Here is a 24,152-nt window from a genome sequence, read left to right as displayed (position 1 = left end):
AGCCAGGATCACGGAAACCGCCTGCAGGAGGCCCGCCGGCATGCCCGAGAGAGAGTGGATCCTGTTGAACCCGGGTCCCGCCAACACCACGTCCACGGTGCGGCAGGCGCTCGTCATGCCCGACCTCTGCCACCGGGAACCCGAGTTCTTCCGCATCATGCAGGCGTGCCGGGAGCGACTGGTCCGGCTGGCCGGCGGGGGGCCGGACTGGACCGCCATCCTCTTCACGGGCTCGGGCACGGCGGCGGTGGAGGCGGCGATCTGCTCGGCGGTGCCGCCCGAGCGGGCGCTGCTGGTCGTGGACAACGGCGTGTACGGCGACCGGATGCTGAAGATCGCCCGGGCCCACCACATCCGCGCCCAGGCCCTGACGTACGACAACGTCACGCCGGTCGTGCCGGCCGACCTCGAGCGGGCGCTGCGTGCCGACCCGAGCATCAGCCACGTGGCCGTCGTGCATCACGAGACGACGACCGGACTGCTCAACCCCGTGAGCGAGATCGTACTGGCGGCGGCGGGTCAGGGCCGGCGCGTGGTGGTGGACGCCATGAGCTCGCTCTTCGGCGAGCCGATCACGCTGGGCCAGGACGGGCTCGACTTTGTCACGGCCAGCGCCAACAAATGCCTGGGCGGGATCCCCGGCGTGTCCTTCGTGCTGGCGCGCCGCGCGGCGGTGGAGGCGCTCGGGGGACGATCGCCCCGCAGCATCTATCTCGATCTGCACGGGCACTGGGTGCAGCAGGAGGCCGACAATACACCGTTCACCCCCGCCGTGCAGGTGCTGCACGCGATGGAGCAAGCCCTGGTGGAGCTGGAGCGCGAAGGCGTGGCCGCGCGCATCGCCCGCTACGCCGACAACGCCCGGATCCTCCGGGAGGGGATGGCCCGGCTGGGCTTCGAGGTGCTGGTAGCCGAGGGGGCCCGCTCCAATATCCTCACGACGTTTCGCCTGCCCCCCGGCCTGACCTACGAGACGCTTCACGACGCCATGAAGGGCCGCGGGTACATCATCTACGCCGGGCAGGGCGACCTGCGTCGCTATGCCTTCCGCGTCTCCACCATGGGTACCCTCACCGCGCTGGACATCAAGGGAGTGGTGGACGCGTTCGCGGCGAGCCTGCAGGAGTGCCGCCCCGCGGGGAGCCGCCGCTAGACGTGGGACGGGCCACCAGCCACCGCAAGAAGATTGCCTGCCTGGAGACGTTGTGGGACGGCAACATCGAGTCCCGGCTGAGCGTGGTGCCGCTGCTCGAGCTCAGCCAGCGGGTGAACGACGTCAAGTGGGCCTACCTGACCTGCAACACCGAGGAAGAGCTCGAGTACAACCTGAACAAGCTCAAGCACCGGCGCGGCTACGGCATCCTGTACCTGTCCTGTCACGGCAAGCCCGGCCAGCTCGTGCTGGATCAGGCGCCGGTCGAGATCGAGAAGCTCGCCACCTTCATGGACACCGGGTTCACTAACTGGGTGGTGCACTTCGGCAGCTGCGCCACTCTCAACATCGAGCAGGCGCGCATCGCGCGGTTCGTCGCGGCGACCGGCGTGGCCCTGGTCCTCGGGTACCGGAAGGACATCGACTGGATCGACAGCGCCGCCGTCGATTTGCTGCTCTTCGACCGGCTGCAGGAATATCGGAGCATGCACCGCTTCTGGGAGCACTTCAAGCAGCGCTACCACGACCTCATCTCGTTGACCGGCCTCCGCGCCTACCTGAGATAAACACCGCGAGCGGGCCTCGCTGCCTGCCTGGCGCTATTGACAACGCCGGTGCCACCTCGTAAGGTGCCGCCCAAGTTCGCGGACACCTCCGAGCAGCGTTGCCCGTCGCGGCGCCCTTCCGTCGAGCGATAGCACGATCGGCGGCATGGTGCTCCTGGGAAAGGAGAGCCGATATGGGTGGCAGAGGCGAGAACCACATCGCACGTCTTGCCGATGCGATCGGCGCAGAGCTCCTCACGCGCCGCCAGTTGCTCGCCGGCGCGGCCGGCGCGGCGGCCGTCGGGCTGGGCGGCGGGCGGCCGGCCCGGGCCCAATCGGTGAAGCGCGGCGGCCAGCTCAGGATCGCCTGGATCGACACGGTCGATACCCTGGACCCGCACTTCACCTCTTCACTGGGCGCGATCAAGATTCACGACAACATCTACAACGGCATCCTGAAGGTGGAGTACGACGGCAAGCGCGTGTCGTTCGTGCCGGACCTGATGGAGAAGTGGGACATGCCGAACCCGGTGACGCACCTCCTCACGCTCCGCCGTGGCGTGAAGTTCCACGACGGCGAGGAGTGCACGGCCGAGACCGTGAAGTGGAACCAGGAACGTCTGCGCGATCCCAACGTGAAATCGCCGCACGGGTGGAAGCTCGCTGACCTCGACAAGGTGGAGGTCCAGGACAAGTACCGGCTCAGGATCACCTTCAAGCGGCCGTACCAGTTCCTGCCGGTGGCGTGGACCGGCTCCACGGGACGGGCTGGTACCATCGTGAGCCCCAAAGCCGTCGCCAAGCACGGGCGGGCGTACGGCCGAAACCCGGTGGGCACGGGACCGTTCCGCTTCGCGCAGTGGGTGGAGAACGACCGGATCGTCCTGGAGCGGAACCCCGATTACTGGGAGCGGGGGACCGACGGCAAGCCGCTGCCGTACCTCGACCGCGTGACCATCCTGCTCATCCGGGAGAGCTCCACCGCGGTGGGGGCCCTGATGGCCGGCGAGATCGACGGTCTGAACCTCATCCCGTTCCAGTTCCTGCCCATGATGGACAAGAACCCCAATGTCCAGGTGTTCGGCGGCGTCGAGGGGAACTACACGTTCATCGGGATGAACAACCGGCGGCCTCCCTTCGACGACAAGGCCCTGCGTCAAGCGGTCGCCTTCGCCGTCGATCGCGGCCCTATCATCCAGCAGGCCTACTTCGGCGGGGCCATCCCGGCCTGCAGCGCCATCTCCCCGCCGATGAGCGACTTCTACAACGCCGACCAGTGCTCCTCCCGGCGAGCCCAGCACTTCGACCTCGACAAGGCCAAGGCCTTGCGGGCGGAATCGAAGTACAAGGGCGACGTGGACGTGGAATGGATGGTCGTGGGCCAGTACACGGGCTCCGGCGGCGTGGGCCCGCGCATGGCCGAGCTCGTGCAGCCGATGCTGGCCAAGATCGGCATCAAGGTGCGCATCCAGCTCTACGAACAGGCGACCTGGCACAAGAAGCGGAACACCGGCGACTTCCAGATGTACGACGAAGGCTGGGTGGCCGACCTCGACCCCGACGAGACCATCTATCCCGAGTGGGTCACCGGAAAGCCGTGGAACTTCGTGGGCTACAGCAACAAGGAGTTCGACCGGCTCGTGGCCGAGGCGCAGTTCGAGCCCAACGTGGCCAAGCGCAAGGCGCTCTACGACAAGGCCGATACGCTGCTGGCCGCCGACGCCCCCTGCGCCTTCATCGGTCACTTCAAGGTCTTCAAGGCCCTGAGCAAGAAGGTGCACGGGTTCAAGTACATCCCGGCGGACTCGATGCGGTTCCACGCCGTGCACCTGTAGGAGGCGTTCCGCGCGGTGGGCGGCCCGCCGCCCGCCGCGCGCCGCGGCCCCATGCTCCAGTACGCGCTCCAGCGTCTCCTGCACACCGCCGTTCTCTTGTTCGTGATCTCGGTCTTCGTGTTTGCCTTGATGAAGATGGCCCCCGGCGATCCGGTGACGGTCATGCTGGGGGCGGACTTCAACCCCGAGTCGTACGCCAAGTTGCGCCGGGAGCTGGGGCTGGATCGGTCGGTCGTCGTGCAGTACCTCATCTGGGTGTGGCGGTTCGTGCAAGGCAACTGGGGCACCTCGTATATCTCGGGCGCCGCCGTGACGAAGCTCGTCCTGAACGACGCGTTGCCGGTGACGATCTACCTGAGCGTGTGGTCGCTCCTGTTCGCGCTGGTGATCGCCATCCCGTCGGGGGTGCTGGCCGCCCTCAAGCGCAACACCTGGGTGGATTACGTCGGCATGGGGCTGGCGATCTTCTTCAACTCCTTTCCATCCTTCTACCTGGGGATCGTGCTGATCTGGATCTTCGGGGTTTCCCTCGGGTGGTTCCCGACCATGGGCTACATCGGGCCCACCGAGGACCTGGGCGGCAGCCTCGTGCACATGATCCTGCCGGCCTTCACGCTGGGCGCCTGGTACGCGGGGCTGATCGCCCGCATCACCCGGTCGAGCCTGGTGGACGTGCTCAACCAGCCCTACATCAAGGTGGCGCGGGCCAAAGGAGTGGAGGGCCGGGCCGTGGTCTACAAGCACGCCCTGCGCAATGTGCTGATCCCCGTCGTCACGGTGGTCGGCCTGCAGCTCGGCGGGATGCTGCGGGGGGCCGTGATGACCGAGACGGTCTTTGCCCTGCCCGGTATCGGCCGCCTGGTGACGATCGCCGTGCTCAACCGTGAGTACCATCTCGTGCAGGCGACGGTCATGGTGATCGCCATCATGTTCATTCTGATCAACCTGCTCGTCGACGTCCTGTACCGGCACCTCAATCCCCGGGTGCGGGAGGCGTAGGTGGTGGCCCGGGCGATCGACACGGCCACGACGGCCGCCGCTATTCCGGAACGCCGGGTGACACCGCGGCGGCTCATGCTCATGCGGTTCTGCGCGAACCGCGGGGCCGTGGCCGGGGCCGTGATCGTCGCCCTGTTCGTCGTGGTGTCTATTCTGGCCCCGGTGCTGGCGCCGTGGGATCCGCTTCAGCAGGATCACACGGCGGCGTTCCAGGGACCGTCCTGGCAGCACTGGCTGGGCACCGATAGCTTCGGGCGCGACATGCTGAGCCGGATCCTCTATGGCGCTCGCATCTCGTTCATCGTCGGCTTCGCGTCGGTGGGCATCGCCATGGTGGTGGGGGTGCTGATGGGCCTGGTGGCCGGGCACTACGGGGGGCTGGTGGACGCCATTCTCATGCGTGTCGTGGACGGTCTGCTGGCGTTCACGCCGCTCGTCCTGGCCATCGCGTTCATCGCCGTCCTGGGCCTCGGCCTGCAAAACGTCATCCTGGCTCTCGCCGCCACCTTCGCCGGGATGTTCGCGCGGGTGACGCGGGGCGACGTGCTGAACATCAAGAGCGAGCCGTTCGTGGAAGCGGCCCAGCTGATGGGTGTCGGGGCTGCCGGAGTCATCTTCCGGCATCTGTTGCCGAACGTGCTGTCGCCGATCATCGTGCAGTTCGGGCTGAACCTGGCCGTGGCCATCCTGCTGGAGTCCGGCCTGTCGTTCCTGGGCCTGGGCGTGCCGCCCCCGGACCCCGATCTCGGCCTCATGATCGCCGAGGGCCGCGGGTTCATCGTCATGGCGCCCTGGATCTCGGGCTTCCCGGGCCTGGCCCTGGTCGTGATCATCGTGGGGCTCAACCTCTTCGGCGACGGGCTCCGCGACGCGTTGGATCCGAAGGCGCAGATCGCGTGAGCACGCCGGTGGTCGCCCCGCCCGTGCTCCGGGTCGAGAACCTCAGGGTCGACTTCCAGACCCCTGCCGGCCTGGTGAACGTCCTCGACGGGCTGAGCTTCGAGCTCGGAGAGCAAGAAACGCTCGGCATCCTGGGGGAGTCGGGCGCGGGCAAGAGCGTGCTGGCCGACGCGCTGCTGGCGCTCATCCCGAGCCCGCCGGGGCGCGTGCGCGGCCGCGTCCTCTTCCAGGGCACCGATCTCAACACCCTGGACGAGGCGGCCCTGGCGCGAATACGCGGCAAGGACATCGCCATGATCTTCCAGGACCCCACCTCGGCCCTGAATCCGGTGTTCCGGGTGGGGGCGCAGGTCGCCGAGCCACTCGAGCTGCACCTGGGGCTGGGACGTCGGGCGGCGCTGCACCGGGTGGTGGACCTGTTCCGGCGCGTGGGCATCCCCTCTCCGGAGAGCCGCCTGGCCAGTTATCCGCACCAGTTCAGTGGGGGGATGCGCCAGCGCGTCGTCATCAGCATGGGGGTGGGATGCCGGCCGCGCCTGCTCGTGGCGGACGAACCGACCTCGTCCCTGGACGTGACGATCCAGGCGCAGATCCTCGAACTGATCCGGGATCTCGGGCGGGAGCTCGGCACGGCCGTCGTCTTCATCTTCAACGACCTCGCCGTCATCTCGCACATGTGCCAGCGCGTGCTCGTGCTCTACGCCGGGCAGGTGGTGGAAGAGGGGCCGGTCGACGTCGTCTTCGGCCGGCCCCGCCATCCCTACACCCAGGGCCTCCTGCGCTCGGTGCCGCGGCTGGGCGTACGGCGTCTGGAGCCGATCCCCGGGCATCTACCCCCCCTGGCCGAGTACGAGCCCGGGTGCCGCTTCTACCCGCGCTGCCCGTGGCCCGAGAAGGATGAGCACTGCGCGCGCCAGCGCCCGGCACTGCACGCCACCGGTCCGGGCCACCGCGTCGCCTGTTGGAAGGTCGAGGAGCATGAGCGCGCTGCCGGCTAACGTCCTCCTCAGGTTGCGCGGCTTGCGCAAGCACTTCGTCGTGAGGGCGCCGGTGACGCTCCACAACGTCCTGCGGCCGCCGGCTCCGCGAGTGGTCAAGGCGGTCGATGGGGTGGACCTCGACATCGAGCGGGGCCGCACGATGGGTCTCGTCGGCGAGTCGGGGTGCGGCAAGACCACGATCGGCCGGCTGGTGATGCGGGCCATCGCCCCGACGGAGGGGCAGATGCTCTTCGACGGTGCCGACGTGGCCCGCCTGAGCGGCCAGGACCTCTTCGCCTATCGGCGTCGGGTCCAGATCGTCTACCAGGATCCATTCACGTCCCTGAATCCGCGGATGACGGTTCGCCAGATCCTGCGCGAGCCGCTGAACGTACACCGCATCGGCGCGCCAGCCGAGCGCGAGCCTCGCGTGCGCGAGTTGCTGGAGCGGGTGGGGCTCGATCCCAAGGTGGCCGATCGGTACCCGCACGAGTTCAGCGCCGGCCAGGTCAAGCGTGTCGCCATCGCCCGAGCGATCGCCGTCAACCCCGAGCTCCTCGTGGCCGACGAAGCGGTATCGGGTCTCGACGTATCGGTGAAGGCCCAGATCCTGAATCTGCTCGGCGATCTCCAGACCGAGATGGGGCTGACGTACATCTTCATCGCGCACGACCTTGGCGTCGTCCAGTATCTCTGCCATACCGTGGCCGTGATGTACCTGGGGCGCATCGTCGAGCTCGGGACCTCGGACATGATCTTTCGGCGGGCCCGGCATCCGTACACCGTGGCCCTGCTTCACAGCTTCCCTCGCATGCGCGGCGAAGCTCCCGAGTTCGAGCTTCGTGCCACGCTGAAGGGGGAGATCCCGAGCCCGATCGACTTGCCGCCAGGCTGCCGGTTCCAGCCGCGCTGCCCCATCGCCCAGCCCAAGTGCGCGGAGGCCGAGCCGCCGCTGACCGAGACCGACGACGGACATCTGGCCGCCTGCTATTACCCGGGCCAGGCCGTCTGACCGAACGCGACTGGCGTGCTACGATCCGAGCGAGGGAGGGATGATGACGTTCCCCATCGACCCCGCGCGTGACGCCCTCGTGATCACGGACGTCCAGAACGACTTCTGCCCGGGCGGGGCGCTGGGCATCAAGGACGGCGACCGCGTCGTCCCTGCGCTCAACCGCTACGCCGAGCGCTTCGCCCGACGGGGCGCTCCGGTCTTCGCCACGCGGGACTGGCATCCGGCGCGGACCCGGCACTTCAAGGCCTACGGCGGCGCCTGGCCGCCGCACTGCGTGCAGGGCACGCCGGGCGCCGAATTCCACCCCGATCTCGTGCTGCCAGCAGGCACCGAGATCGTCTCCAAGGGCATGGACCCCGAGCTGGACGCTTACTCGTGCTTCCAGGCCGAGACCGCCGACGGGATGCCGTTTGCGGCTGCGCTCGGCGCACATGGCACGAGCCGGCTCTTCGTGGGGGGGCTGGCCACCGACTACTGCGTCAAGGCCACCGTGCTCGACGCTCTCAAGGAGGGCTTCGAGGTCGTCGTCCTGGAGGATGCCGTCGCCGCCGTGGATGTCACGCCGGGCGACGGCGCGCGCGCGCTCGACGTCATGAAGGACGCGGGCGCTCGCCTGGCCCGGCTCGAGGACGTTGGCGACTGAGCGGTTGCTGGCCGCCGCCGGCGCCGGGCTCGGCCTGGGACCATCGCCGGCGGCGGCGGCGATCGATGCGGCGCTGGCCGCCATGGCGTCTGCCGGCGCCGACCACGCCGACCTCGCGCTCGTCTTCACGACAGGGGATGCTTACCCGGCCGCTCACGAGCTGCTCCACGCCGTCCGGCGGGTCACCGGCGCCCGGGTCGTCGTCGGCTGCAGCGGCGCTGGCGTGCTGACCGAGCGGCGGGAAGTCGAGGATGAGCCGGCCGTGGCCGTGCTGGTGGTCCGCGACCCGCGCCTGGTGGCGAAGCCCGTCCTCGTCCGCGACCTCGCCGATCCCGCCGACGTCGGCGCCGAGCTGGCCCGACAGGCCGGTGCCACTCTCGCGGAGGGCGGCTGCCTCCTGGTGCTGGCCGACGTCGCCGGCCTCGATCCCCGCGCGCTGCTCGACGGCGCCCGGGCCGAACTGGGGTTCGTGCCCGTCGTCGGCGGTGTCGCCGCCGGGACGCCGCTGTTCGAGCTGGTCAACACCGAGGTCGTCCAGGGCAGTCTGGCCGGGGTGGCGCTGTCGGGACCGCGATCCATCATCGGGGTCGCCCAGGGATGCGTTCCCATCGGCGAGCCCTACGTCATCACCCGGGCCGAAGGCAACACGGTGATCCAGATCGCTGGCCGGCCCCCACTGGAGGTCCTCCGAGAGGCCGTGCGGGCGACCCCGGACGGCGCGGCGCGCGCCCAGCGCGCCGGCCTGTTCGCCGGGCTCGCCATGGACTCCGCCAAGTCTCCGCTGGAGCGCGGCGATTTCCTCGTCCGCAACCTGCTCGGCGCCGACGCGGGCACAGGCGCCATCGCCGTCGCCGAGCCGGTGCGGGTGGGGCAGACCATCCAGTTCCAGCTCCGGGACGCGGCGGCCTCGCGCGAAGACCTGGCGACCGCGCTGCGCGAGGTGGCTCGAGCGCTGAAGGGCCAGCCGCCGGCCTTCGGCTGCTACTTCAACTGCGCGGGTCGCGGCCGCGGGCTCTTCGACGTGCCCGACCACGACGTCAGCCTGATCCGGGCCCACCTGGGCGAGTTCCCGCTGGTCGGCTTTTTCGGCAACGGGGAGTTCGCGCCCATCGGCCGGCGAAACTTCTTCCACAACTACACGGGCGCCCTGGTGGTGTTCCCCGCCTGACCCGGTGCGTGGCATCGAGCAGATCCCCTGGCTCTACGACGCGCTGTGCGCGTTCTGCGAGCTGGGCGGGCTGGGCCGGTGGCGCCGCTGGCTTGCCGGCGGCGCCCGCGGGCGCACCCTCGACCTCGGCTCGGGGACCGGCCGGAACCTTCCGCTGATGCCCCCCGGCCTCCGAACCATCGCGCTGGATCCCGCCTGGGACGCCCTGCAGCGCGCGGGGCGCCGGGCGCCGGCAGTACTGCTCGTTCAGGCCAGAGCCGAGGCGTTGCCGTTCCGCGCTGGCGCCTTCGACACCGTGGTGAGCGGCCTGGCGGTCTGCAGCGTGGCCGATCCCGCCCGGGCCCTCGGCGAGGCGCGTCGGGTGCTCGGCGCCGGTGGGCAGCTACGGATGCTGGAGCACGTCCGATCCGCGACGCCGTGGAAGGCCCTCCTGCAAGATCGGCTGCAGCCGCTGTGGACCCGGCTGACCGGCGGCTGTCATCCCAACCGGGAGACCGAGCGGCTCGTGGAGGCGGCCGGGTTCGCGATCGACACCGCGGGCCGGCGGGCCCGCGGCGTCCTCCGGCGCTTCACCGCGCGGCCCTGCTGAACGCGGCTCGCTTCACACGGCGTAGCGCCGCCGCACCGTCTCCAGCACGAGCCGCCGCGCGTCGGCGGGCGGCCAGTCCCCGTTGCCCTCGAACGCCGCGACTTCGTCGGCGAGCTGCGCGTCCTTGATCATGTCCCGCATCCAGGTCGAGTAGTCACGCCGGGCGAGGTGATACGACCATGTCGCCTCGTCGACGCCCTCGGCCAGCTCGCAGAACCGCTTGAGGTTGGCCGCCCTCAAATTCAGGGCGCCCTGGGGGCCGCGGAAGTAGAAGCTGCGATCGGGCGGCAGCTCGCCCTCGGCGTACTTGCGCACGTGGCGACGGTGCTGGGCCTCGCGCCGGTCGACCTGGAACCTGACTGTGCGCGACGGCTGCTCGCCGAGCGTGGCGAGCAGGGCCTCGCCGCGCTGCAGCTCGGGGCTGATGCCCGGCGCATGCTGGGGATCGGCCCGGTCGGTCGCCAGCGTGTGCAAGGCCTGCCGGAACGCTTCCGCGTCGGTGGAGGCCACCATGCCGACGGCCTGCCGCACCTCGCGGGCGATCAGATCGGCCGTGAGGGTGACGAGCGCCAGCGAATGGCCGGCCATGGGCAGGAGCTCGACCGCAGTGGAGCCCTCGGCCGGCACGATGTGGTGGGCTTCGTCCACGATGAGCCAGTGGGGCAGGCCGTGGGCGCTCCGAACCCCGGCCACCGCGCCGAGGGCCTGCGTGGCGTACGCCACCTTCTCCGCCATCGTGAGGTGGCTCAGGTTGAGGACCAGGCGTCCCAGCGGCCGGCGGAGGAGCTGGCCGAGCTCCTCGGCGGTGGGCAGGCTTTGCTCGGGCTTGCCACCGAGGACGACCACCCCTTCCAGCTCGGCCAGCGATTCGTGGTCGCCTTCGGGGTCGAGCAGGCAGAAGGCCCGCGCGGTCTGGGTCAGTCGCTCGACCAGGATGCCGGTGAGCGTGGATTTGCCGCTGGCCGACGGGCCGACGACGAGGAGCGTGGCCGCGTGGGCGGGCAGCGCCACCGGCTCACCGCCGTCGGCCCGGCCCACGTGGAGCTCGTGGCGCGCCAGGTGGGGGATGAACCCGACGGCGTCGGTGAGGACGTGCTCTTCGACGAACTCGACGACACCGGCTCCGGCCGCAGCGCGCGTGACATGGTCCGCGCGCTCCCGCAGGGCCGGCACGGCGTTGGCAAGCGCCACCGCGCCCTCGCACATGGCGAGAAACGCGTGGTCGTTCTCGGCGTCGCCGATTCCGATGAGGTTGTGGGATGAGAGCTCGAAGGCGGCCAGGGCCACCGTCAGCCCGGTGCCCTTGGTCACCCCGCCGGGCAGGAGCATGAGCGAGCCTTTGTTGAACACCAGCGTCCGCTCCACGCCCGTCTCGCGAATGGCGGCCAGCGCGGCCTCGGCGAAGGTCTCGTCGGTCGCGACGATGGAGCTGCCGATGTCGACGCGGACGCCCCGCCGCTGCAAGCCTTCCAGCAACTCTGGCTCGGGGGCCGCCCCCAGGGTGCGGACCTCGCGCTTGCCCGGGAAGTAGACGAGCGCGCCGTTCTCGGCTACGACCGCGTCGAACATCATGTCCACGCCGGGGCAGGCCTGGCGCAGGTCGGGGAGCAAGCGGCCCGTGACGAGCATCAGCTTCCGGCCCGAGGCCCGGACCCGCTGGAGTGCCGCCTCCGTCGTGACGGCCACTCGCCCGTCCTCGGCGATCGTGCCGTCGTAGTCGACGGCGAGCACGTGAACGATCATCGCTGTCCTCGAATCACGTTACCACACGGCCCCGCGGAAGCGGCGACGGCACCGTAGTTGCTCCTCGCAGACGCCGAGGGAGGGCGTGATGAGAGCAGCCTGCACGTTCGTTGCCACCACCCTGATCGTCCTCGGCGCGACGGCAGCGGCCGGGGCGCCGCCGGCTCCCGGTGCGCCGGTCGGCACTCCGGGCGGCGCGGGCGCGACGACGACGCCGGCTTCGCCGACGCCAGGCCCGGCCGCCGACACCGGCCGGATCCCACCGGGCAGCGATGACCGGTTCCGCGTGCCGCCGCGAGGCGACGACCGGTTCCGGGTCCCCCCGGGGGACGACGATCGGTTCCGCGTGCCGCCCGCCGACCGGCGCGCGCGCGACGAGGTTCCCCCTCCCCCGCCGCCGCCGGTGGTCGTACCGACACAATAGCGGCTCAGCCGAGGAGCTCGGCGTAGATCGCGGTGGTGCGGGCCATCGTCGCATCGACGGTGTAGCGCTCCCGGACCAGCGCCTGGCCGGCCCGGGCCATCGCGCGAGCCGACGTCAAGTCGTGCAACAGATCCAGTATGGCGGCGGCCAGAGCGTCAACGTCGGCCGGCGGCACCAGCCGGCCGGTCACGCCGTCGCGCACTACCTCGGGTGTTCCGCCGACGGTCGTGCCCACGACCGGCGTCCCCAGCGCCAGGGCCTGCAAGATCACCTGGGACACCGCTTCCGAGCGGGTCGAGGGCAGCACGAGGACGTCCAGCGCCGCCATGACCTCGGGGATGTCGCGCCGGAAGCCGGTCATGATCACCTGCGACTGCAGTCCCAGCTCGTGTACCAGGCCGCGGACCTCGTCGAAGGCGACCCCGTCTCCCACCACGAGGAAGCGCGTCGCCGGCAGTCGGGCCAGGACGAGCCGGGCCGCCTCCAGGAAATACCGGTGGCCCTTGGACCCGCGGAGGTTCGCCACGAGGCCCACCACCGGGCCGGTGAGCCCGAGCTCGTTCCGCACCGGTTTTCCGGAGACGTCAGCGTGGAAGCGGGCGGGGTCGTAGCCGGCCGCGATCGCCTCGATGCGGTCGGCGGGAACGCCGACCTCGGCGATCATCCGCTTGACCGCCTCGCCGCTGGTGATGATGCGGTCGGCGAGCCGATAGACGAGGGCGCGCCGACGCAGGACCGGGATGGTGACGTGGCGCCCGCGCACGACCGGCAGCCCGAGCGACTTGGCGGCCGGCGTGGCCACCCAGCTGTCGATGGAGCTGTGGGTGTGTACCAGGCGGACCCCGCGGGCTTTCATGAGCCGGCCCAGCGCCAGCACCGCCCGCACGTCGAGCGCGCTTCGCATGGCGATCGCCGCGACGGGCAGCCCGGCCGCCTGCGCCTCGTTCAGGAGGCGGCTGCCGGGCTGGCAGGCGATCAGCGCGCCCCAGCCGTGGTCGAGCAGCCAGCGAGTTTCGCCCAGCACCCGGATCTCCTGGCCGCCGAAGCCGACCGAGGACTCGGTGTGGAGAATGACGCGCCGGGACGTCGACATCGTGTATAGACCATAGCCGATGGTCCAGCACCTGATCGAGCACTTCACGTATCTGGGGCTGTTCCTCGTCCTGTTCGCCACCGGCCTGGGGCTGCCCATCCCCGAGGAAGGGCCGATCATGGCGGCCGGGGTTCTGGCCCAGGAGCTGGTGATCCGCTGGTGGATCGCCTTGCCCGTCTGTCTGGTCGGCGTGTTGAGCGGGGACACGGTCCTGTATTGGGTGGGCCATCACTGGGGCGAGCGGATCCTGGACTGGCACGCCGTGCGACGGGTGCTCACTCGGGAACGCGAGGAGCGCCTGAAGGCCGCGTATCATCGCCACGGCGTCAAGATCCTCTTCACGGCCCGCCACGTGGTCGGGCTGCGGGCCGCCGCCTTCCTCACGGCCGGCATCGCCCACGTGCCGTTCTGGCGGTTCATCGTGGCGGATACCGCGGCCGCGCTCATCGGCGTGCCGGTGAGCTTCGGCATCGCGTTCCTCTTCACCGATCAGCTCGAACGCGTCCTGTCCGACGTCCACCGCATCGAGCGCTGGCTCGCGCTGTACGCGCTGCTGGTGCTGGCCGGCTGGATCGGCTATCTCGTCTGGCGGCAGTACCGCCGTACCTGACCCGACGGCTCCACTCGTGGCCGGTGCGGGGCCGCGTGCTATAGTCGCCCCGAGGCCGTGGTGTGGTGACCGTCGAGCGCAAGCCGTGGCACGCGACGTTCCGACTCCTCGAGGGCGACGAGCGCGTCTTCGCCGTCCTCCTCGCCGTGGCCATGGTGGGAGGGCTCGCCACCATCGGGCTGGTGCCGTTGCGCCCCCGCCACCAGGTCGATCTGTACTCGCTCGTGTTCTGGTTCGCCGCCTATAAGAGCGGCATCTTCGCCCTGGTGACCATCAACCCCAGGGCGACGCGGGGCATCTTCCTCGGCGCGCTGGCCATCGACCTCTTGCTGGTGTTCGTGCTGCTCTGCCTGACCGGCGCCGCCGAAAGCCTCTTCTACCTCCTCTTCTTCCCGCTGGTGGCCGTAAACGCCTACTACTTCGGGCCCTGGGTGGGATTGACCGCGGCCCTGCTGGCCGGCGGGCTCTACACGCTGGCGACCCACGTGGTGCCGCCGTGGGTCGGCTGGACGCCGGGGGTGCTGCTGGCCGGCATGTTCGGCCTGCCGGCGATGACGCTGGGCCTCGTGGCCGACCGGGAACGGCGGGCGCGAGGGGAGGTAGAGCGGCTCAACACCGAGCTGACGGGCACGCTCAACCGCCTGCAATCGGCGCAGGAAGAGCTGATCGTGGCCGAGCGCATGGCCACCGTCGGGCGGCTCAGCCTGAAGGTGGCCCACGAGGTGCGCAACCCCATCAGCGCCATCGAGCTCAACGCCGAGATCCTGCAAGACATCGTGCGGAGCCGGCCGGGGCACGACTCCGACGAGGCGCCTGCCCTGGTCTCGGCCATCCGCGACCAGGTGCGCGCGCTGGATGCGCTCACCGAGGAGTACCTCACGTTCGCCCGCTTCCCTCGGCCTCACTTCGAGGAGGAATCCGTCAACGGCCTGGTGGAGGAGGTCGGCGAGTTCATCCGCCCGGTGGCCACCCGCCAGGGTTTGCGGCTGCGCGTGGCCACCGACCCCCAGGTGCCGATGATGGAGGTGGATCGGGGGTTGCTCCGCCAGGCGGTCCTGAACCTCGTGAAGAACGGCCTGGAGGCTCTCTCCCGAGGCCATGAGCTGACGCTGGCCAGCCGGCGCGAGGGTGACGCCGTCGAGGTGAGCGTCAGCGACGACGGCCCCGGCATCTCCGACGAAGTGGCCAAGCGGCTGTTCGAGCCCTTCTTCACCACCAAGCCGCAGGGCACGGGGCTGGGCCTGTCGATCGCCCGTCAGATCGTCGAGGAGCACGGGGGCGACCTGCGCTGGGAGAATCGGCCCGGTGGCGGCGCCTGCTTCACGCTCCGGCTGCCCATCAAGAGTCCGGCCCGTGTCTGACCCCGCCACCATCCTGGTCGCCGACGACGACCCCGGGCTGCGGGAGAGCCTGGAGCGGACGCTCAACCGCGACGGTTACCGCGTGGTCGCCGCTTCCGACGGCCAGGCGGCCCTGGAGCGGCTGCAGGCGGGCGGAGTGGACCTGATCCTCACCGATCTCAAGATGCCCGGGCTGAGCGGGATCGAGCTCCTGCACGCGGCCAAGGCGATCGCCCCCGACGTCGACGTGATCTTGTTGACGGCCTTCGGCACCATCGAAGAGGCCGTCAAGGCGATGAAGGACGGCGCCTACGATTTCCTCACCAAGCCGGTGCAGCGGGCCCAGCTGCAACGGGTGATCCGCCAGGCCCTGGAGCGCCGGGCCCTCATCGAGCAGAACCGGGCGCTGCAGCAGCGTCTGGACGCCTTGCTCCGCCAGGGCGCGGTCATCGGGACGAGCCCGGCCTTCCGGCGCATGATGACGCTGGTGGAGCAGGTGGCCAACAGCTCGGCGACCGTGCGCATCCAGGGGGAAAGCGGCACCGGCAAGGAGCTGGTTGCCCGCGCGATCCACGAGCGGTCGCCGCGCCGCAACGGCCCCTTCGTGGCGGTGAACTGCGCGGCCCTGCCCGAGGCGCTCCTGGAGTCGGAGCTCTTCGGCTACGAGCGCGGAGCCTTCACCGGCGCCGCCGGCCGGAAGGAAGGGCGCTTCGAGCTGGCCGACGGGGGTACGCTGTTCCTGGACGAGGTGACCGATCTCTCGCTGGTGACCCAGCCCAAGATCCTCAGGGTGCTCCAGGAGGGGGAGTTCGAACGCCTGGGCGGCACCCGCACCATCCGGGTGGACGTCCGCATCGTGGCCGCCACCAATCAGGACCTGGCCCAGCTCGTCCGGGAGAAGCGCTTCCGGGAAGATCTCTACTACCGTTTGAACGTGATCACCATCACCGTACCGCCGCTGCGCGAGCGCCGCGAGGACATTCCCGTCCTCGCCCAGCACTTCCTGCACCTCTATGCGGCCAAGAACAATCGCAAGCTGGAGGGCTTCACCGACGAGGCCCGGCGGCGGCTCGAAGGCTACTCCTGGCCGGGCAACGTGCGCGAGCTGGAGAACGTAATCGAGCGCGGGGTGGTGCTGGCCAAAGACGCCCAGATAGACGTCACCGACCTCCCCGAGGAGATCGCCGGCGCCGCGCCGCTTCCCGAAGGCGTGCTCTCCATCCGCATCGGAACCCCGCTGGCGGAAGTGGAGCAGCGCCTCCTGGAAGCGACGCTGCGGGCGACGCGGAACAACAAGACCCTCACCGCGCGGCTGCTCGGCATCGACCCCCGGACCGTCTCCCGCAAACTGGAGCGCTGGGACGAGGCCGACGACACGAGCAGCGACGCGGCCACCGAATGAGGGCCGCCCCGATCAGCGCGCCGGCTGCCGCAGACCGAGCTCCAGGCGATCGCCGACCTTCAGATCCTTCAACGTCTCGTCGTTGCCGCGACACTCGTGGGTCCGACCATCGCTGCTCTGCAGCGTCACCATCCCGCTGGCGTAAGCTAGATGGACGTGCCGTTGGGGAACGGGCCCGATGGTATTCTACGAGAGTGAAAGCCCTTCTCCTCACGCGCGAGTACCCGCCGCACGTCTATGGAGGCGCAGGTGTCGTGGTCGATCAGCTCAGCCAGGCTCTCGGCGAGCGCATGCCCGTGGAGGTCCGCTGCTTCGGCGAGCGGTCGGCCGCGTCGGCCGAGGGCATCGTCGTCCGCGGCTATGCGCCGTGGCCGCGGCTGGCCGCCGGCCCCGAGGGGCCGCGCTTCGCGCCCGCGCTGGAGACGCTGTCCATCGACCTGGCCATGGCCCGTGACCCGGTCGATGCCGATGTCGCCCACGCCCACACCTGGTACGCCGACATGGCCGGGCTCTGGATCAGAACGCTGTACCGCATTCCGCTCATCGTCACCCTGCACAGCATGGAGCCGCTGCGGCCCTGGAAGGCTGACCAGCTTGGCAGCGGCTATCTGCTCTCTACGTGGATCGAGAAGACGGCGGTGGAGGCGGCGGATCGCGTGATCGCGGTCTCGGGCCAGATGCGCGACGACATCCAGCGTCACTTCGCCGTGGATCCCGCGCGCGTGGTGGTGATCCACAACGGCATCGACCCCCAGCGCTTCCGCCGCACCGGGCGGCGGGACGCCCTGGACCGCTATGGCGTGCGCCCGCCGTACGTGCTCTTTGTCGGGCGGATCACCGACCAGAAGGGGATCTTCCACTTGCTGGACGCGGCGGCCAAGCTGCCGCCCTCCGTCCAGGTCGTCCTCTGCGCGTCGGCCCCCGACACGGCGGAGATCGAGGAGCGCCTGCGGCAGGCGGTGCCCCAGCATCCCAACGTCCGCTGGATCAACAGCATGGTGCCCGTGGACGACGTGGCGCAGCTCTACAGTCATGCCGTCGCCTTCGCCTGCCCGTCGGTGTACGAGCCGTTCGGCCTCATCAACCTGGAAGCCATGGCCTGCGAGACGCCGGTGGTGGCCTCGGCCGTCGGCGGCATCCTCGAGGTGGTCGAGGATGGCACGACGGGCTATCTTGTGCCGCCCGGGCGTCCCGACGAGCTCGCCGCGGCGCTGCGCCGCCTGCTCGACGACCCCGGCGCGGCCCGGGCCATGGGCAAGGCCGGCCGGCGCCGCGTGGAGGAGCGATTCTCGTGGGCCCGCGTGGCCGCGCGCACCGAGGAGGTGTACGCCGAGGCCATCGCGGAGTTCCGGCGGACGGCGGCCGATTGAACGGCGTGCTGGCCGGTCTGCGCGGCTTCATCTTCGACCTCGACGGGTGCGTCTGGAGCGGCGAGGTGCTCAACCCCGGGGCGCGCGAGCTGCTGGACGGCGTGGGGAGCAGCGGCCGCCGGCTGGGGTTTCTCTCCAACAACTCCCGCGCCACCGGCGCTGATCTGCGGGCTCGTCTGCACCGCCTCGGCGTGGGCGTCGCCGAGCACGTCCTCACGCCGCTGGACATCATCGGCGACGTCATCGGTGCGCGCTGGGGTCGTAGCCGCGTGCTCGTCATCGGCGCCCGCGAGATGGCCGACGCCGTCCTGGCCGCCGGCCACGCGCTCATCGACGTCAAAGAGTGGCGGGCCGCGACGGTGGTGGCCGTGGGCAACGACTTCGACCTGACCTACGAGCGGCTCACGGCCGCAGCCCGGGCCGCCGCCGCCGGCGCTGGGCTCGTCACGCCGAACCTGGACCCGCGCCTCCCGGTGGAAGGGGGCGAGTTCTTACCGGGGTGTGGCGCCATCGTCGGGGCCGTCGCGACGGCGGCCGGGGTCCGGCCGGAGGTGATCGGGAAACCGGAGCCGCCTCTGTTCCGGATGATGCTGGCTCGCCTGGGCCTGCCCGCCCCCGCGGTCGCCATGGTCGGCGACGGCCTGGCCTCCGACATCCGCGGAGCTCGCGCCGTCGGAATGCCGACCGTCCTCTACGCCCCGCACGGCACCGAGGTGACCAGCGAAGCCGACGTGACGGTGCGTTCCTTCACCGAGCTCGCCGCCCTCATCGGCCTGCCAGCCTGAGGTCCTAAGCCGCTTTCGAGCGCCGCCTCAGCCGGCGCAATTCCTGGGGGGAGGTCTCGGAGGGGGCCGTCGCGCCCCGCGGGCGCGCCAGTGTGTCGCCCCCTCCGATGAGAGTCAGCGTCCGAGCCAGTCCCGGAAGCGGCGCCACCACTCCACGACGGGTTCGGGCAGGACGCCGTGCTCGTCGCAGGGCGCGGGCTCCGTCCCGGTGAGGAACGTCTCACGTACGGTCACCGGGCAGAAGAGGCTGGCGAGCTTGCCGTTGGCGACGTCGATCTTGGCCGTGGTGATGCCGGCGGGGGTAGGGAACCCTGGCGCGGGGTACGCCTCGAGCGCCTGGCGGATGAACGCCGTCCATATCAGCAGGGCGGCGTCCGAGCCGCTCAGGCCGTGGGCCTGGCCGCTGTCGAAACCCACCCAGACCAGAGCCAGGAGATTGGGCGTGTAGCCCACGAACCACGCGTCGCGCCCATCGTTGGTGGTGCCGGTCTTGCCGGCCACCGCGCCCATGGCCTGCAGGGGCTGCGCGGCGGCCCCGGTGCCCGAGGCGATGACGCCCTGGAGAAGGGAGGTCATCACGTAAGCCTCGGCGGGGGAGATGGCCTGTGCCGTGGTCGGCTCCACCAGGACGCCGGGACTGCCGTCGGCATCGCGGACGGAACGGACCGCCGTCGTTCGGTCCAACCGAACGCCGCCGTTGGCGAAGGGCAGGTAGGCCCGGCCGAGCTCCAGCGGGCTGACCTCGAACGCGCCCAGCGCCACGGCCGGCACCGGGGCCAGCCGGCTGGTCAGGCCCAGCGCGCGGGCCGCGCGGATCACCCGGTCGAGGCCGATCTCCAGCGCGATGCGTACGGTTGCGCTGTTCAAGGATTGCTCGAGCGCCCGCCGCACGGTCACTCGCCCTTCGTAGCGGTCCTGATAGTTGCGCGGGCTCCAGATCTCGCCCTCCACGGTGACCGCGAGCGGCTCGTCGTCGACGAACGTCGCGGCGGTGAAGGCCGGCTCGCCCTGGAGCCGGCCGAGCGCCGCCGCGAACACGAAGGGCTTGAACGCCGAGCCGGGCTGCCGGCGGGCGAACGCCGCGCGGTTGAACTGGCTCTGCTCGTAATCCCGGCCGCCAACGAGGGCCCGGATGTGGCCGGTGGCGGGGTCGAGTGCGACCAGAACCGCTTGCAGGCGCTCCCTGGGCGCGGCCCGCTTCAGACGGGGACGAGCCTTCTCCAGCCGCTCCAGGCCCCGGACGACCGCCTGTTCGGCGAAGCGCTGCAGCGCGGGGTCGAGCGTGGTGAAGACCCGGCTGCCCACGCCGCCCAGCCCGCCCTCGAGTCGCTCCTCGAGCTCCTCGCGCACGTAGTCGGCGAAGTAGGGCGCCAGCTGACCGGTAGTCGGCGCCGGCCGGATCCGGAGCGGCTCGCGGCGCGCCGCTTCGTAGTCGGCTGCGGAGATCTGCTGGAGCTCGCGGAGCCGGCCCAGGACGGTGTTGCGACGCTGACGGGCCCGCTGGGGGTGGAGGACGGGCGAGTAGCTGTTCGGCGCCCGCACCATACCGGCCACCAGGGCGGACTCGGACAGCGTGAGCTGGTGCACCTCCTTGCCGAAGTACGAGCGTGTGGCCGCCCCGACCCCGCGGATGGCCAGCCCTCCGCGCTGGCCGAGATAGATCTCGTTGAGGTACGCCTCGAGGATCTGCTCTTTCGTGTAGTACCACTCGATCACCGCGGCCAGCCAGGCCTCGCGCAGCTTTCGGCCGAGGGTCCGCTGAGCCCCGAGCAGGCGATTCTTCACCAGCTGCTGGGTGATGGTGCTGCCGCCCTGGGCGACCCGGCCGCTTTGCAGATTGACCCAGAACGCCCGCGCGAGCCCTCTGAGATCGATGCCGGCATGCTCGAAGAAGCGGTGATCCTCCGCCGCGAGGATGGCTTGAAGGAACGCCAGCGGCACGTCGGCCAGCCGCACCGGGCGGTAGTCCTCGCCGGGACGGTCGGCGACGCTGGTGATGACTTCGGGCTCGAGGCTGGCCGCGGCCACCGGCGCGCCGTCGTCCAGGATCCTGGTGATCCGGTCCCCGTCCAGCTCGAGACGCAGTTGCCGGGGCCGCGGGGGCCCGGCTTCGGCGACGCCCCGCACGTAGATGTCCCAGGCGGCGGCCTGGCGGAGGTGTCGTCCCGGGCTCGTCGGCGTCGACCGCACTTCCCGATAGCGCAGCCGGGTCAACGTCCCGGCGAGATCGAGGGCCCGCACGTTCATCCCCGGCGCCAGCGGCTGGCCGGTGGCCATCACGATCGTGGTCCGCCGAATCTCCACCCGCTGGAACCGGGCCAGCTCGACGGCCGTGTAGGTGACGAGCGCAGCCGCGCCGAGGGCGACGGTGACGGCCAGGCCCACGGCGACGAACCGCAGCGGGCCCCGCCAGCGGCGGTGACCGCTCAGGCGGCCGGGCTGGGGATCGCCGGAGCCGGGGCGAGCGAAGAGGCGTCGCAGGGAGGCCACGCCTCTAGTATGCCCGGGCCCGCGGCGCCTGCGTGTTGCCGGGTCAGGACCGGCGCAGCTGGCGGTCGAAGCCCGGCAGGATCGCCTCGATGAACGCGTTCTTCACCAGATTGACGAGGACCTGCCAGGTGCTGGCCCGGGGGTCTTGCACGGGGCCGGCCACGGGCGCCTGCGTGGCCACTTCGTCGCGCGGCTTGTTCTCCAGGAGCTTGGCCACCCCGCCGGCGATCTTTTCGTAGACCTTCTGGAAGAACCCCTTGTCCTCGTCCTGCTCGGGCTCGTAGACGTCCACGTTGCGGAAGAACGGCTTGACGTAGCCGGTCACGGCCTGATTCTTGACGCTGAGCTCCGAGTAGAAGGAGAAGAAGCCGGCCACCACGTCGAGCTTTCCGTGGGCGCGGAGGAGCTTGTTCATGGCGGTCAGCTCCGTATCCTCGATGCGCACGTCGATGTCGAAGTCGGGTCCCGAGCGCTCGGGACGGAAGTTCGCGGTCACCGTCGTCCGGCCGCTGCCCATGAATCGCCCCCGGATCCGCGCCGTGCCCGTGCCCTCGGTGAAGTGGCTGCTGAAGTTCTTCAGCTCGGCCTCGAGGTCGGAGATGAACACGCGGTAGTCCCCGCCGCGCGGCGTCTTGTTGACGAACCCCAGATTCCCGTCGAGCACGCGCAGGCTGTCCAGGCGGAGCTGCAGGTCCGGCCGGTTGGTGGCCGCCTCGGCCTCGCGCGCCGCGGCCTGCACGGCCTGCTTGGCCTTGGCGGCGGCCGGCGGCGTCTGGACGTAGTCGCCCTCGACACCGCGCAGGACGGCGTCGTGGATGTGAACGGCCGTGAGCGCGGGGGAATGCTCGAGGTCGAGCACCCCGGCGAGGCGTCCCTGGCGCAGCGCGAGATGGTAGCGGGCCAGGACTGGGCGAAAGTAGTCGAGCTCGATCTCGTCCAGCCGCACCATCGCCAGCACGCCGGGATGGGGGTCGGCCAGGAAATCGGCGTGGCCCTCCAGGCTCAGGCGACCCCTGTCGAAGACGACGGCCTGTAGCCGGAGCTCCGAGGGGTAGACGCGCTCCGGCGAGCGGATGTTGCGGATATTCGTGGCCCGGGCGTCGATGGCGGTGAGCCGGAGCGGCTCGCCGGGGCCCTGGTCCACGTAGGTGAGCTGGCCGTCCCGTATTCGGAACTCGTTGATCTCGAGGGGGTACATCGCCTGCAGGGCTTGCTGCCAGCCGCGCTCGTCGATGGGGCGCTCATCCCGGGCCTCGCGCCGGATGTGAGTCAGATCGACGTGCAGCGCCGGCTGCTCCATCTCGAAATCGGCCACGACGGCGCCCCGCAGCAGCTCGCGCCAGTGCACGCTGGCGGTGATACGCGCGATCCGCGCCACGGGGGGGTCGGGATGCGCGTTTTGCGTGACCTCCAGCCCTTCGAAATCGATGGCGAATCCCAGGGGATGGAAGTCCAGACGGGCGATCCGGGTCGTGTAGCCGTCGAGCTGGCGGTTCATCGCGGATTCGATGCGCCGTCGCAGTGGCTCCTCGACGAGGATGCTCGCCACGGTGCCGGCGATCACCAGCGCGACGACGACGAGGCCGGCCCAGGCCGCCCGGCGAGGCCACCGCCGGCGCGGAAACTCCATCGGCGCGCTCAGGCGTGCCGGGCCGACCGTCGGGACACTTGCTCGGCCGCGTGGAGCGCTCGCTCGGCGTCGTGCGAGCGCAACGCCAGCGAGCTGAGCGTGACGATGCCCACCAGGTGGCCGTCCTCGTCGACCACGGGCAGGCGGCCGATCTGGTGACGGGCCATCGCGCGGCCAGCCTCGTCGGCCGACCATTCGGGCTTCGCGCTCACGATGTCGGGCGTCGCACACTCGGCAACCCGTGTGGAGCGGGCATCCAGCCCCCGGGCGACGGCCCGGACGACGATGTCCCGGTCCGTCAGGAGCCCGCGTAGCCGCCCGCCTTCCACGACCGGCAGGACCCCGACGTTGCCGTCACGCATGAGCTGAGCCGCCTCGGCCAGGGTCGCCGAAGAATCGACGCTGATGACGTTGCCGATCATCACGTCCTTCACGGTGCGCCCGCTACGGCGGCCGAAACGCCGGAGCACCAGCCACAACGTCGACGCGATGAGCCCGAGGGCCAGCGGCATCGCCATCGAGGAGGTCCGGGGTGACCGGGCCGGCCGGCCGAATCTCGCGGGAATGCCGAACTTCGCAGGAAAGAGATCGGTCGTGCGTCGCTGGGCGAGTTTGAGGGTTCTCATGCCTTCTTTGCCGTGCAAAGGCCACGCCGTCAACCCTCACGTGGCCCAGTCCCCGATTTACAAATCCCGCCCGGGGGTTGGACGAGTCCCAGGAGCGTGCGGGCATTGGCGACCGCGTCGGCGCGGGCGTCGTTGTTGAAGTAAATGTAGACATCCCGGCCACCCTTCAGCCAGCAACGGATATCGGCGGCGTCTGACTCGAGGGCGGCATCCGTGTAGCGGCTGCCGTAGCGCTTGGAGGGCCCGTGACGCCGGACGTAGACGAAGTCGGCGGTCAGCACGTCGGTGACCGGCGCCTCGCGCCAGTCGCTCAGACACAGGGCGACTCCGGCCCGTCGCAGCCGCTCGAAGACGGGAGGAACGAGCCAGGAGGGGTGCCGGACCTCGACGACCGCCCTCAGCGGATGTACCAGGCGCTGCCGGCCCAGCGCGGCCAGCAAGCCCTCGAGACGCTCGAGATTCAGGTGAAACCGTCCGGGGAGCTGGAAGAGCACCGGCCCGAGCGCGGGACCCAGGTGCCGGGCGCGTCGCAGAAACAGGGTCAGGGGCGCTCCCGGGTCCTTGAGCTGCTTGAGATGGGTCAGATACCGGCTGGCCTTCACCGCGAAGACGAAGCCGGACGGCGCCTGCTCGCGCCAGCGCCGGAACGTCGCCGCGGTCGGCAGCCGGTAGAAGGGAGCGTTGAGCTCGACGGTGGCGAAGTATTGGGCATAGTAAGCGAGCCATTCTCGAGAGGGAAGCTCCCGCGGGTAGAAGCGCCGCCGCCAGTGCGCGTACACGTAGCCGCTCGTGCCGGCGAAGAGCCGGCCGCG

General features: G+C 70.5%; 22 protein-coding genes. 16 read left to right on the top strand and 6 right to left on the bottom strand.

Annotation, left to right across the window (positions count from 1 at the left end):
* Positions 1-40: 40 nt before the first annotated feature.
* The 10 genes from VFR64_16675 (at position 41) to VFR64_16630 (ending at position 9,827) form a co-directional block, all read left to right on the top strand.
* Positions 41-1,153 (top strand): 2-aminoethylphosphonate--pyruvate transaminase, encoded by a 1,113-nt coding sequence (locus VFR64_16675; GenBank protein ID HET9491374.1) that lies wholly within the window; start codon positions 41-43, stop codon positions 1,151-1,153.
* A 2-nt stretch (positions 1,154-1,155) separates the two neighbouring features.
* Positions 1,156-1,719, top strand: coding sequence for a DUF6642 family protein (locus tag VFR64_16670; GenBank protein ID HET9491373.1), 564 nt, complete (start codon positions 1,156-1,158; stop codon positions 1,717-1,719).
* Between the two features lie 173 nt (positions 1,720-1,892).
* On the top strand, positions 1,893-3,533 hold the full coding sequence (locus VFR64_16665) for an ABC transporter substrate-binding protein (protein ID HET9491372.1): 1,641 nt from the start codon (positions 1,893-1,895) through the stop codon (positions 3,531-3,533).
* A 15-nt stretch (positions 3,534-3,548) separates the two neighbouring features.
* Positions 3,549-4,532, top strand: a complete 984-nt coding sequence (locus VFR64_16660) for an ABC transporter permease (GenBank protein ID HET9491371.1) — start codon at positions 3,549-3,551, stop codon at positions 4,530-4,532.
* Between the two features lie 3 nt (positions 4,533-4,535).
* Positions 4,536-5,432, top strand: coding sequence for an ABC transporter permease (locus VFR64_16655; GenBank protein ID HET9491370.1), 897 nt, complete (start codon positions 4,536-4,538; stop codon positions 5,430-5,432).
* On the top strand, positions 5,429-6,430 hold the full coding sequence (locus VFR64_16650) for an ABC transporter ATP-binding protein (GenBank protein HET9491369.1): 1,002 nt from the start codon (positions 5,429-5,431) through the stop codon (positions 6,428-6,430). Before VFR64_16655 ends, VFR64_16650 begins: the two co-directional genes overlap by 4 nt.
* On the top strand, positions 6,411-7,424 hold the full coding sequence (locus VFR64_16645) for an oligopeptide/dipeptide ABC transporter ATP-binding protein (protein HET9491368.1): 1,014 nt from the start codon (positions 6,411-6,413) through the stop codon (positions 7,422-7,424). Before VFR64_16650 ends, VFR64_16645 begins: the two co-directional genes overlap by 20 nt.
* Before the next feature lie 40 nt (positions 7,425-7,464).
* On the top strand, positions 7,465-8,070 hold the full coding sequence (locus VFR64_16640) for a nicotinamidase (GenBank protein ID HET9491367.1): 606 nt from the start codon (positions 7,465-7,467) through the stop codon (positions 8,068-8,070).
* Entirely contained in the window at positions 8,060-9,238 is a 1,179-nt protein-coding gene (locus VFR64_16635; protein HET9491366.1) for an FIST N-terminal domain-containing protein, read from the top strand. The genes VFR64_16640 and VFR64_16635 overlap by 11 nt, the downstream gene beginning before the upstream one ends.
* A gap of 4 nt (positions 9,239-9,242) precedes the next feature.
* On the top strand, positions 9,243-9,827 hold the full coding sequence (locus tag VFR64_16630; GenBank protein ID HET9491365.1) for a class I SAM-dependent methyltransferase: 585 nt from the start codon (positions 9,243-9,245) through the stop codon (positions 9,825-9,827).
* A 12-nt stretch (positions 9,828-9,839) separates the two neighbouring features.
* Here the strand turns inward: VFR64_16630 and VFR64_16625 are convergent, their stop codons facing one another.
* On the bottom strand, positions 9,840-11,570 hold the full coding sequence (locus tag VFR64_16625) for an HAD hydrolase family protein (GenBank protein HET9491364.1): 1,731 nt from the start codon (positions 11,568-11,570) through the stop codon (positions 9,840-9,842).
* A gap of 88 nt (positions 11,571-11,658) precedes the next feature.
* Here VFR64_16625 and VFR64_16620 point away from each other — a divergent pair, with 88 nt between their 5' ends.
* The gene (locus tag VFR64_16620) at positions 11,659-11,994 is read left to right on the top strand and encodes a hypothetical protein (GenBank protein ID HET9491363.1); all 336 of its coding nucleotides are present in this window, start codon (positions 11,659-11,661) and stop codon (positions 11,992-11,994) included.
* A 4-nt stretch (positions 11,995-11,998) separates the two neighbouring features.
* Here the strand turns inward: VFR64_16620 and VFR64_16615 are convergent, their stop codons facing one another.
* Complete coding sequence (locus VFR64_16615) at positions 11,999-13,087, bottom strand: glycosyltransferase (GenBank protein ID HET9491362.1); 1,089 nt, start codon at positions 13,085-13,087, stop codon at positions 11,999-12,001.
* A 19-nt stretch (positions 13,088-13,106) separates the two neighbouring features.
* On the opposite strand from VFR64_16615, the gene VFR64_16610 reads away from it, so the two are divergent.
* From VFR64_16610 to VFR64_16590, 5 genes are all read left to right on the top strand, one after another.
* The gene (locus VFR64_16610; protein HET9491361.1) at positions 13,107-13,697 is read left to right on the top strand and encodes a DedA family protein; all 591 of its coding nucleotides are present in this window, start codon (positions 13,107-13,109) and stop codon (positions 13,695-13,697) included.
* Positions 13,698-13,759: 62 nt separating this feature from the next.
* Positions 13,760-15,058: an ATP-binding protein gene (locus VFR64_16605; GenBank protein ID HET9491360.1), complete on the top strand. Its 1,299-nt coding sequence runs from the start codon at positions 13,760-13,762 to the stop codon at positions 15,056-15,058.
* The gene (locus VFR64_16600) at positions 15,051-16,439 is read left to right on the top strand and encodes a sigma-54 dependent transcriptional regulator (GenBank protein HET9491359.1); all 1,389 of its coding nucleotides are present in this window, start codon (positions 15,051-15,053) and stop codon (positions 16,437-16,439) included. The genes VFR64_16605 and VFR64_16600 overlap by 8 nt, the downstream gene beginning before the upstream one ends.
* Positions 16,440-16,633: 194 nt before the next feature.
* Positions 16,634-17,809 carry a glycogen synthase gene (glgA, locus tag VFR64_16595; protein ID HET9491358.1) on the top strand — a complete coding sequence of 392 codons (1,176 nt, stop codon included), beginning with the start codon at positions 16,634-16,636 and terminating at the stop codon, positions 17,807-17,809.
* A gap of 5 nt (positions 17,810-17,814) precedes the next feature.
* Positions 17,815-18,594, top strand: coding sequence for an HAD-IIA family hydrolase (locus tag VFR64_16590; protein ID HET9491357.1), 780 nt, complete (start codon positions 17,815-17,817; stop codon positions 18,592-18,594).
* 114 nt (positions 18,595-18,708) lie between these two features.
* Here VFR64_16590 and VFR64_16585 read toward each other — a convergent pair whose 3' ends face one another.
* Genes VFR64_16585 through VFR64_16570 form a run of 4 tightly spaced genes read right to left on the bottom strand, consistent with a single transcriptional unit; the run spans position 18,709 to position 24,119 of the window.
* The gene (locus tag VFR64_16585) at positions 18,709-21,084 is read right to left on the bottom strand and encodes a PBP1A family penicillin-binding protein (protein ID HET9491356.1); all 2,376 of its coding nucleotides are present in this window, start codon (positions 21,082-21,084) and stop codon (positions 18,709-18,711) included.
* Positions 21,085-21,127: 43 nt separating this feature from the next.
* Positions 21,128-22,714, bottom strand: a complete 1,587-nt coding sequence (locus VFR64_16580) for a DUF748 domain-containing protein (GenBank protein ID HET9491355.1) — start codon at positions 22,712-22,714, stop codon at positions 21,128-21,130.
* A gap of 8 nt (positions 22,715-22,722) precedes the next feature.
* On the bottom strand, positions 22,723-23,340 hold the full coding sequence (locus tag VFR64_16575) for a CBS domain-containing protein (GenBank protein HET9491354.1): 618 nt from the start codon (positions 23,338-23,340) through the stop codon (positions 22,723-22,725).
* A gap of 29 nt (positions 23,341-23,369) precedes the next feature.
* Positions 23,370-24,119 (bottom strand): DUF72 domain-containing protein, encoded by a 750-nt coding sequence (locus tag VFR64_16570; protein HET9491353.1) that lies wholly within the window; start codon positions 24,117-24,119, stop codon positions 23,370-23,372.
* Positions 24,120-24,152: the final 33 nt, after the last annotated feature.

The sequence above is a fragment of the Candidatus Methylomirabilota bacterium genome (assembly GCA_035709005.1).
Classification (GTDB): domain Bacteria; phylum Methylomirabilota; class Methylomirabilia; order Rokubacteriales; family CSP1-6; genus 40CM-4-69-5.
Note: the sequence above shows the minus strand (reverse complement) of the source record. Positions and strands in the feature narration are given on the sequence as shown.

Coding starts and splice junctions, on each gene's coding strand:
- VFR64_16580 (HET9491355.1), bottom strand. CDS start 22,714: ATGGAGTTTCCGCGCCGGCGGTGGCCTCGCCGGGCGGCCTGGGCCGGC.
- VFR64_16620 (HET9491363.1), top strand. CDS start 11,659: ATGAGAGCAGCCTGCACGTTCGTTGCCACCACCCTGATCGTCCTCGGC.
- VFR64_16615 (HET9491362.1), bottom strand. CDS start 13,087: ATGTCGACGTCCCGGCGCGTCATTCTCCACACCGAGTCCTCGGTCGGC.
- VFR64_16640 (HET9491367.1), top strand. CDS start 7,465: ATGATGACGTTCCCCATCGACCCCGCGCGTGACGCCCTCGTGATCACG.
- VFR64_16610 (HET9491361.1), top strand. CDS start 13,107: ATGGTCCAGCACCTGATCGAGCACTTCACGTATCTGGGGCTGTTCCTC.
- VFR64_16575 (HET9491354.1), bottom strand. CDS start 23,340: ATGAGAACCCTCAAACTCGCCCAGCGACGCACGACCGATCTCTTTCCT.
- VFR64_16675 (HET9491374.1), top strand. CDS start 41: ATGCCCGAGAGAGAGTGGATCCTGTTGAACCCGGGTCCCGCCAACACC.
- VFR64_16665 (HET9491372.1), top strand. CDS start 1,893: ATGGGTGGCAGAGGCGAGAACCACATCGCACGTCTTGCCGATGCGATC.
- VFR64_16645 (HET9491368.1), top strand. CDS start 6,411: ATGAGCGCGCTGCCGGCTAACGTCCTCCTCAGGTTGCGCGGCTTGCGC.
- VFR64_16625 (HET9491364.1), bottom strand. CDS start 11,570: ATGATCGTTCACGTGCTCGCCGTCGACTACGACGGCACGATCGCCGAG.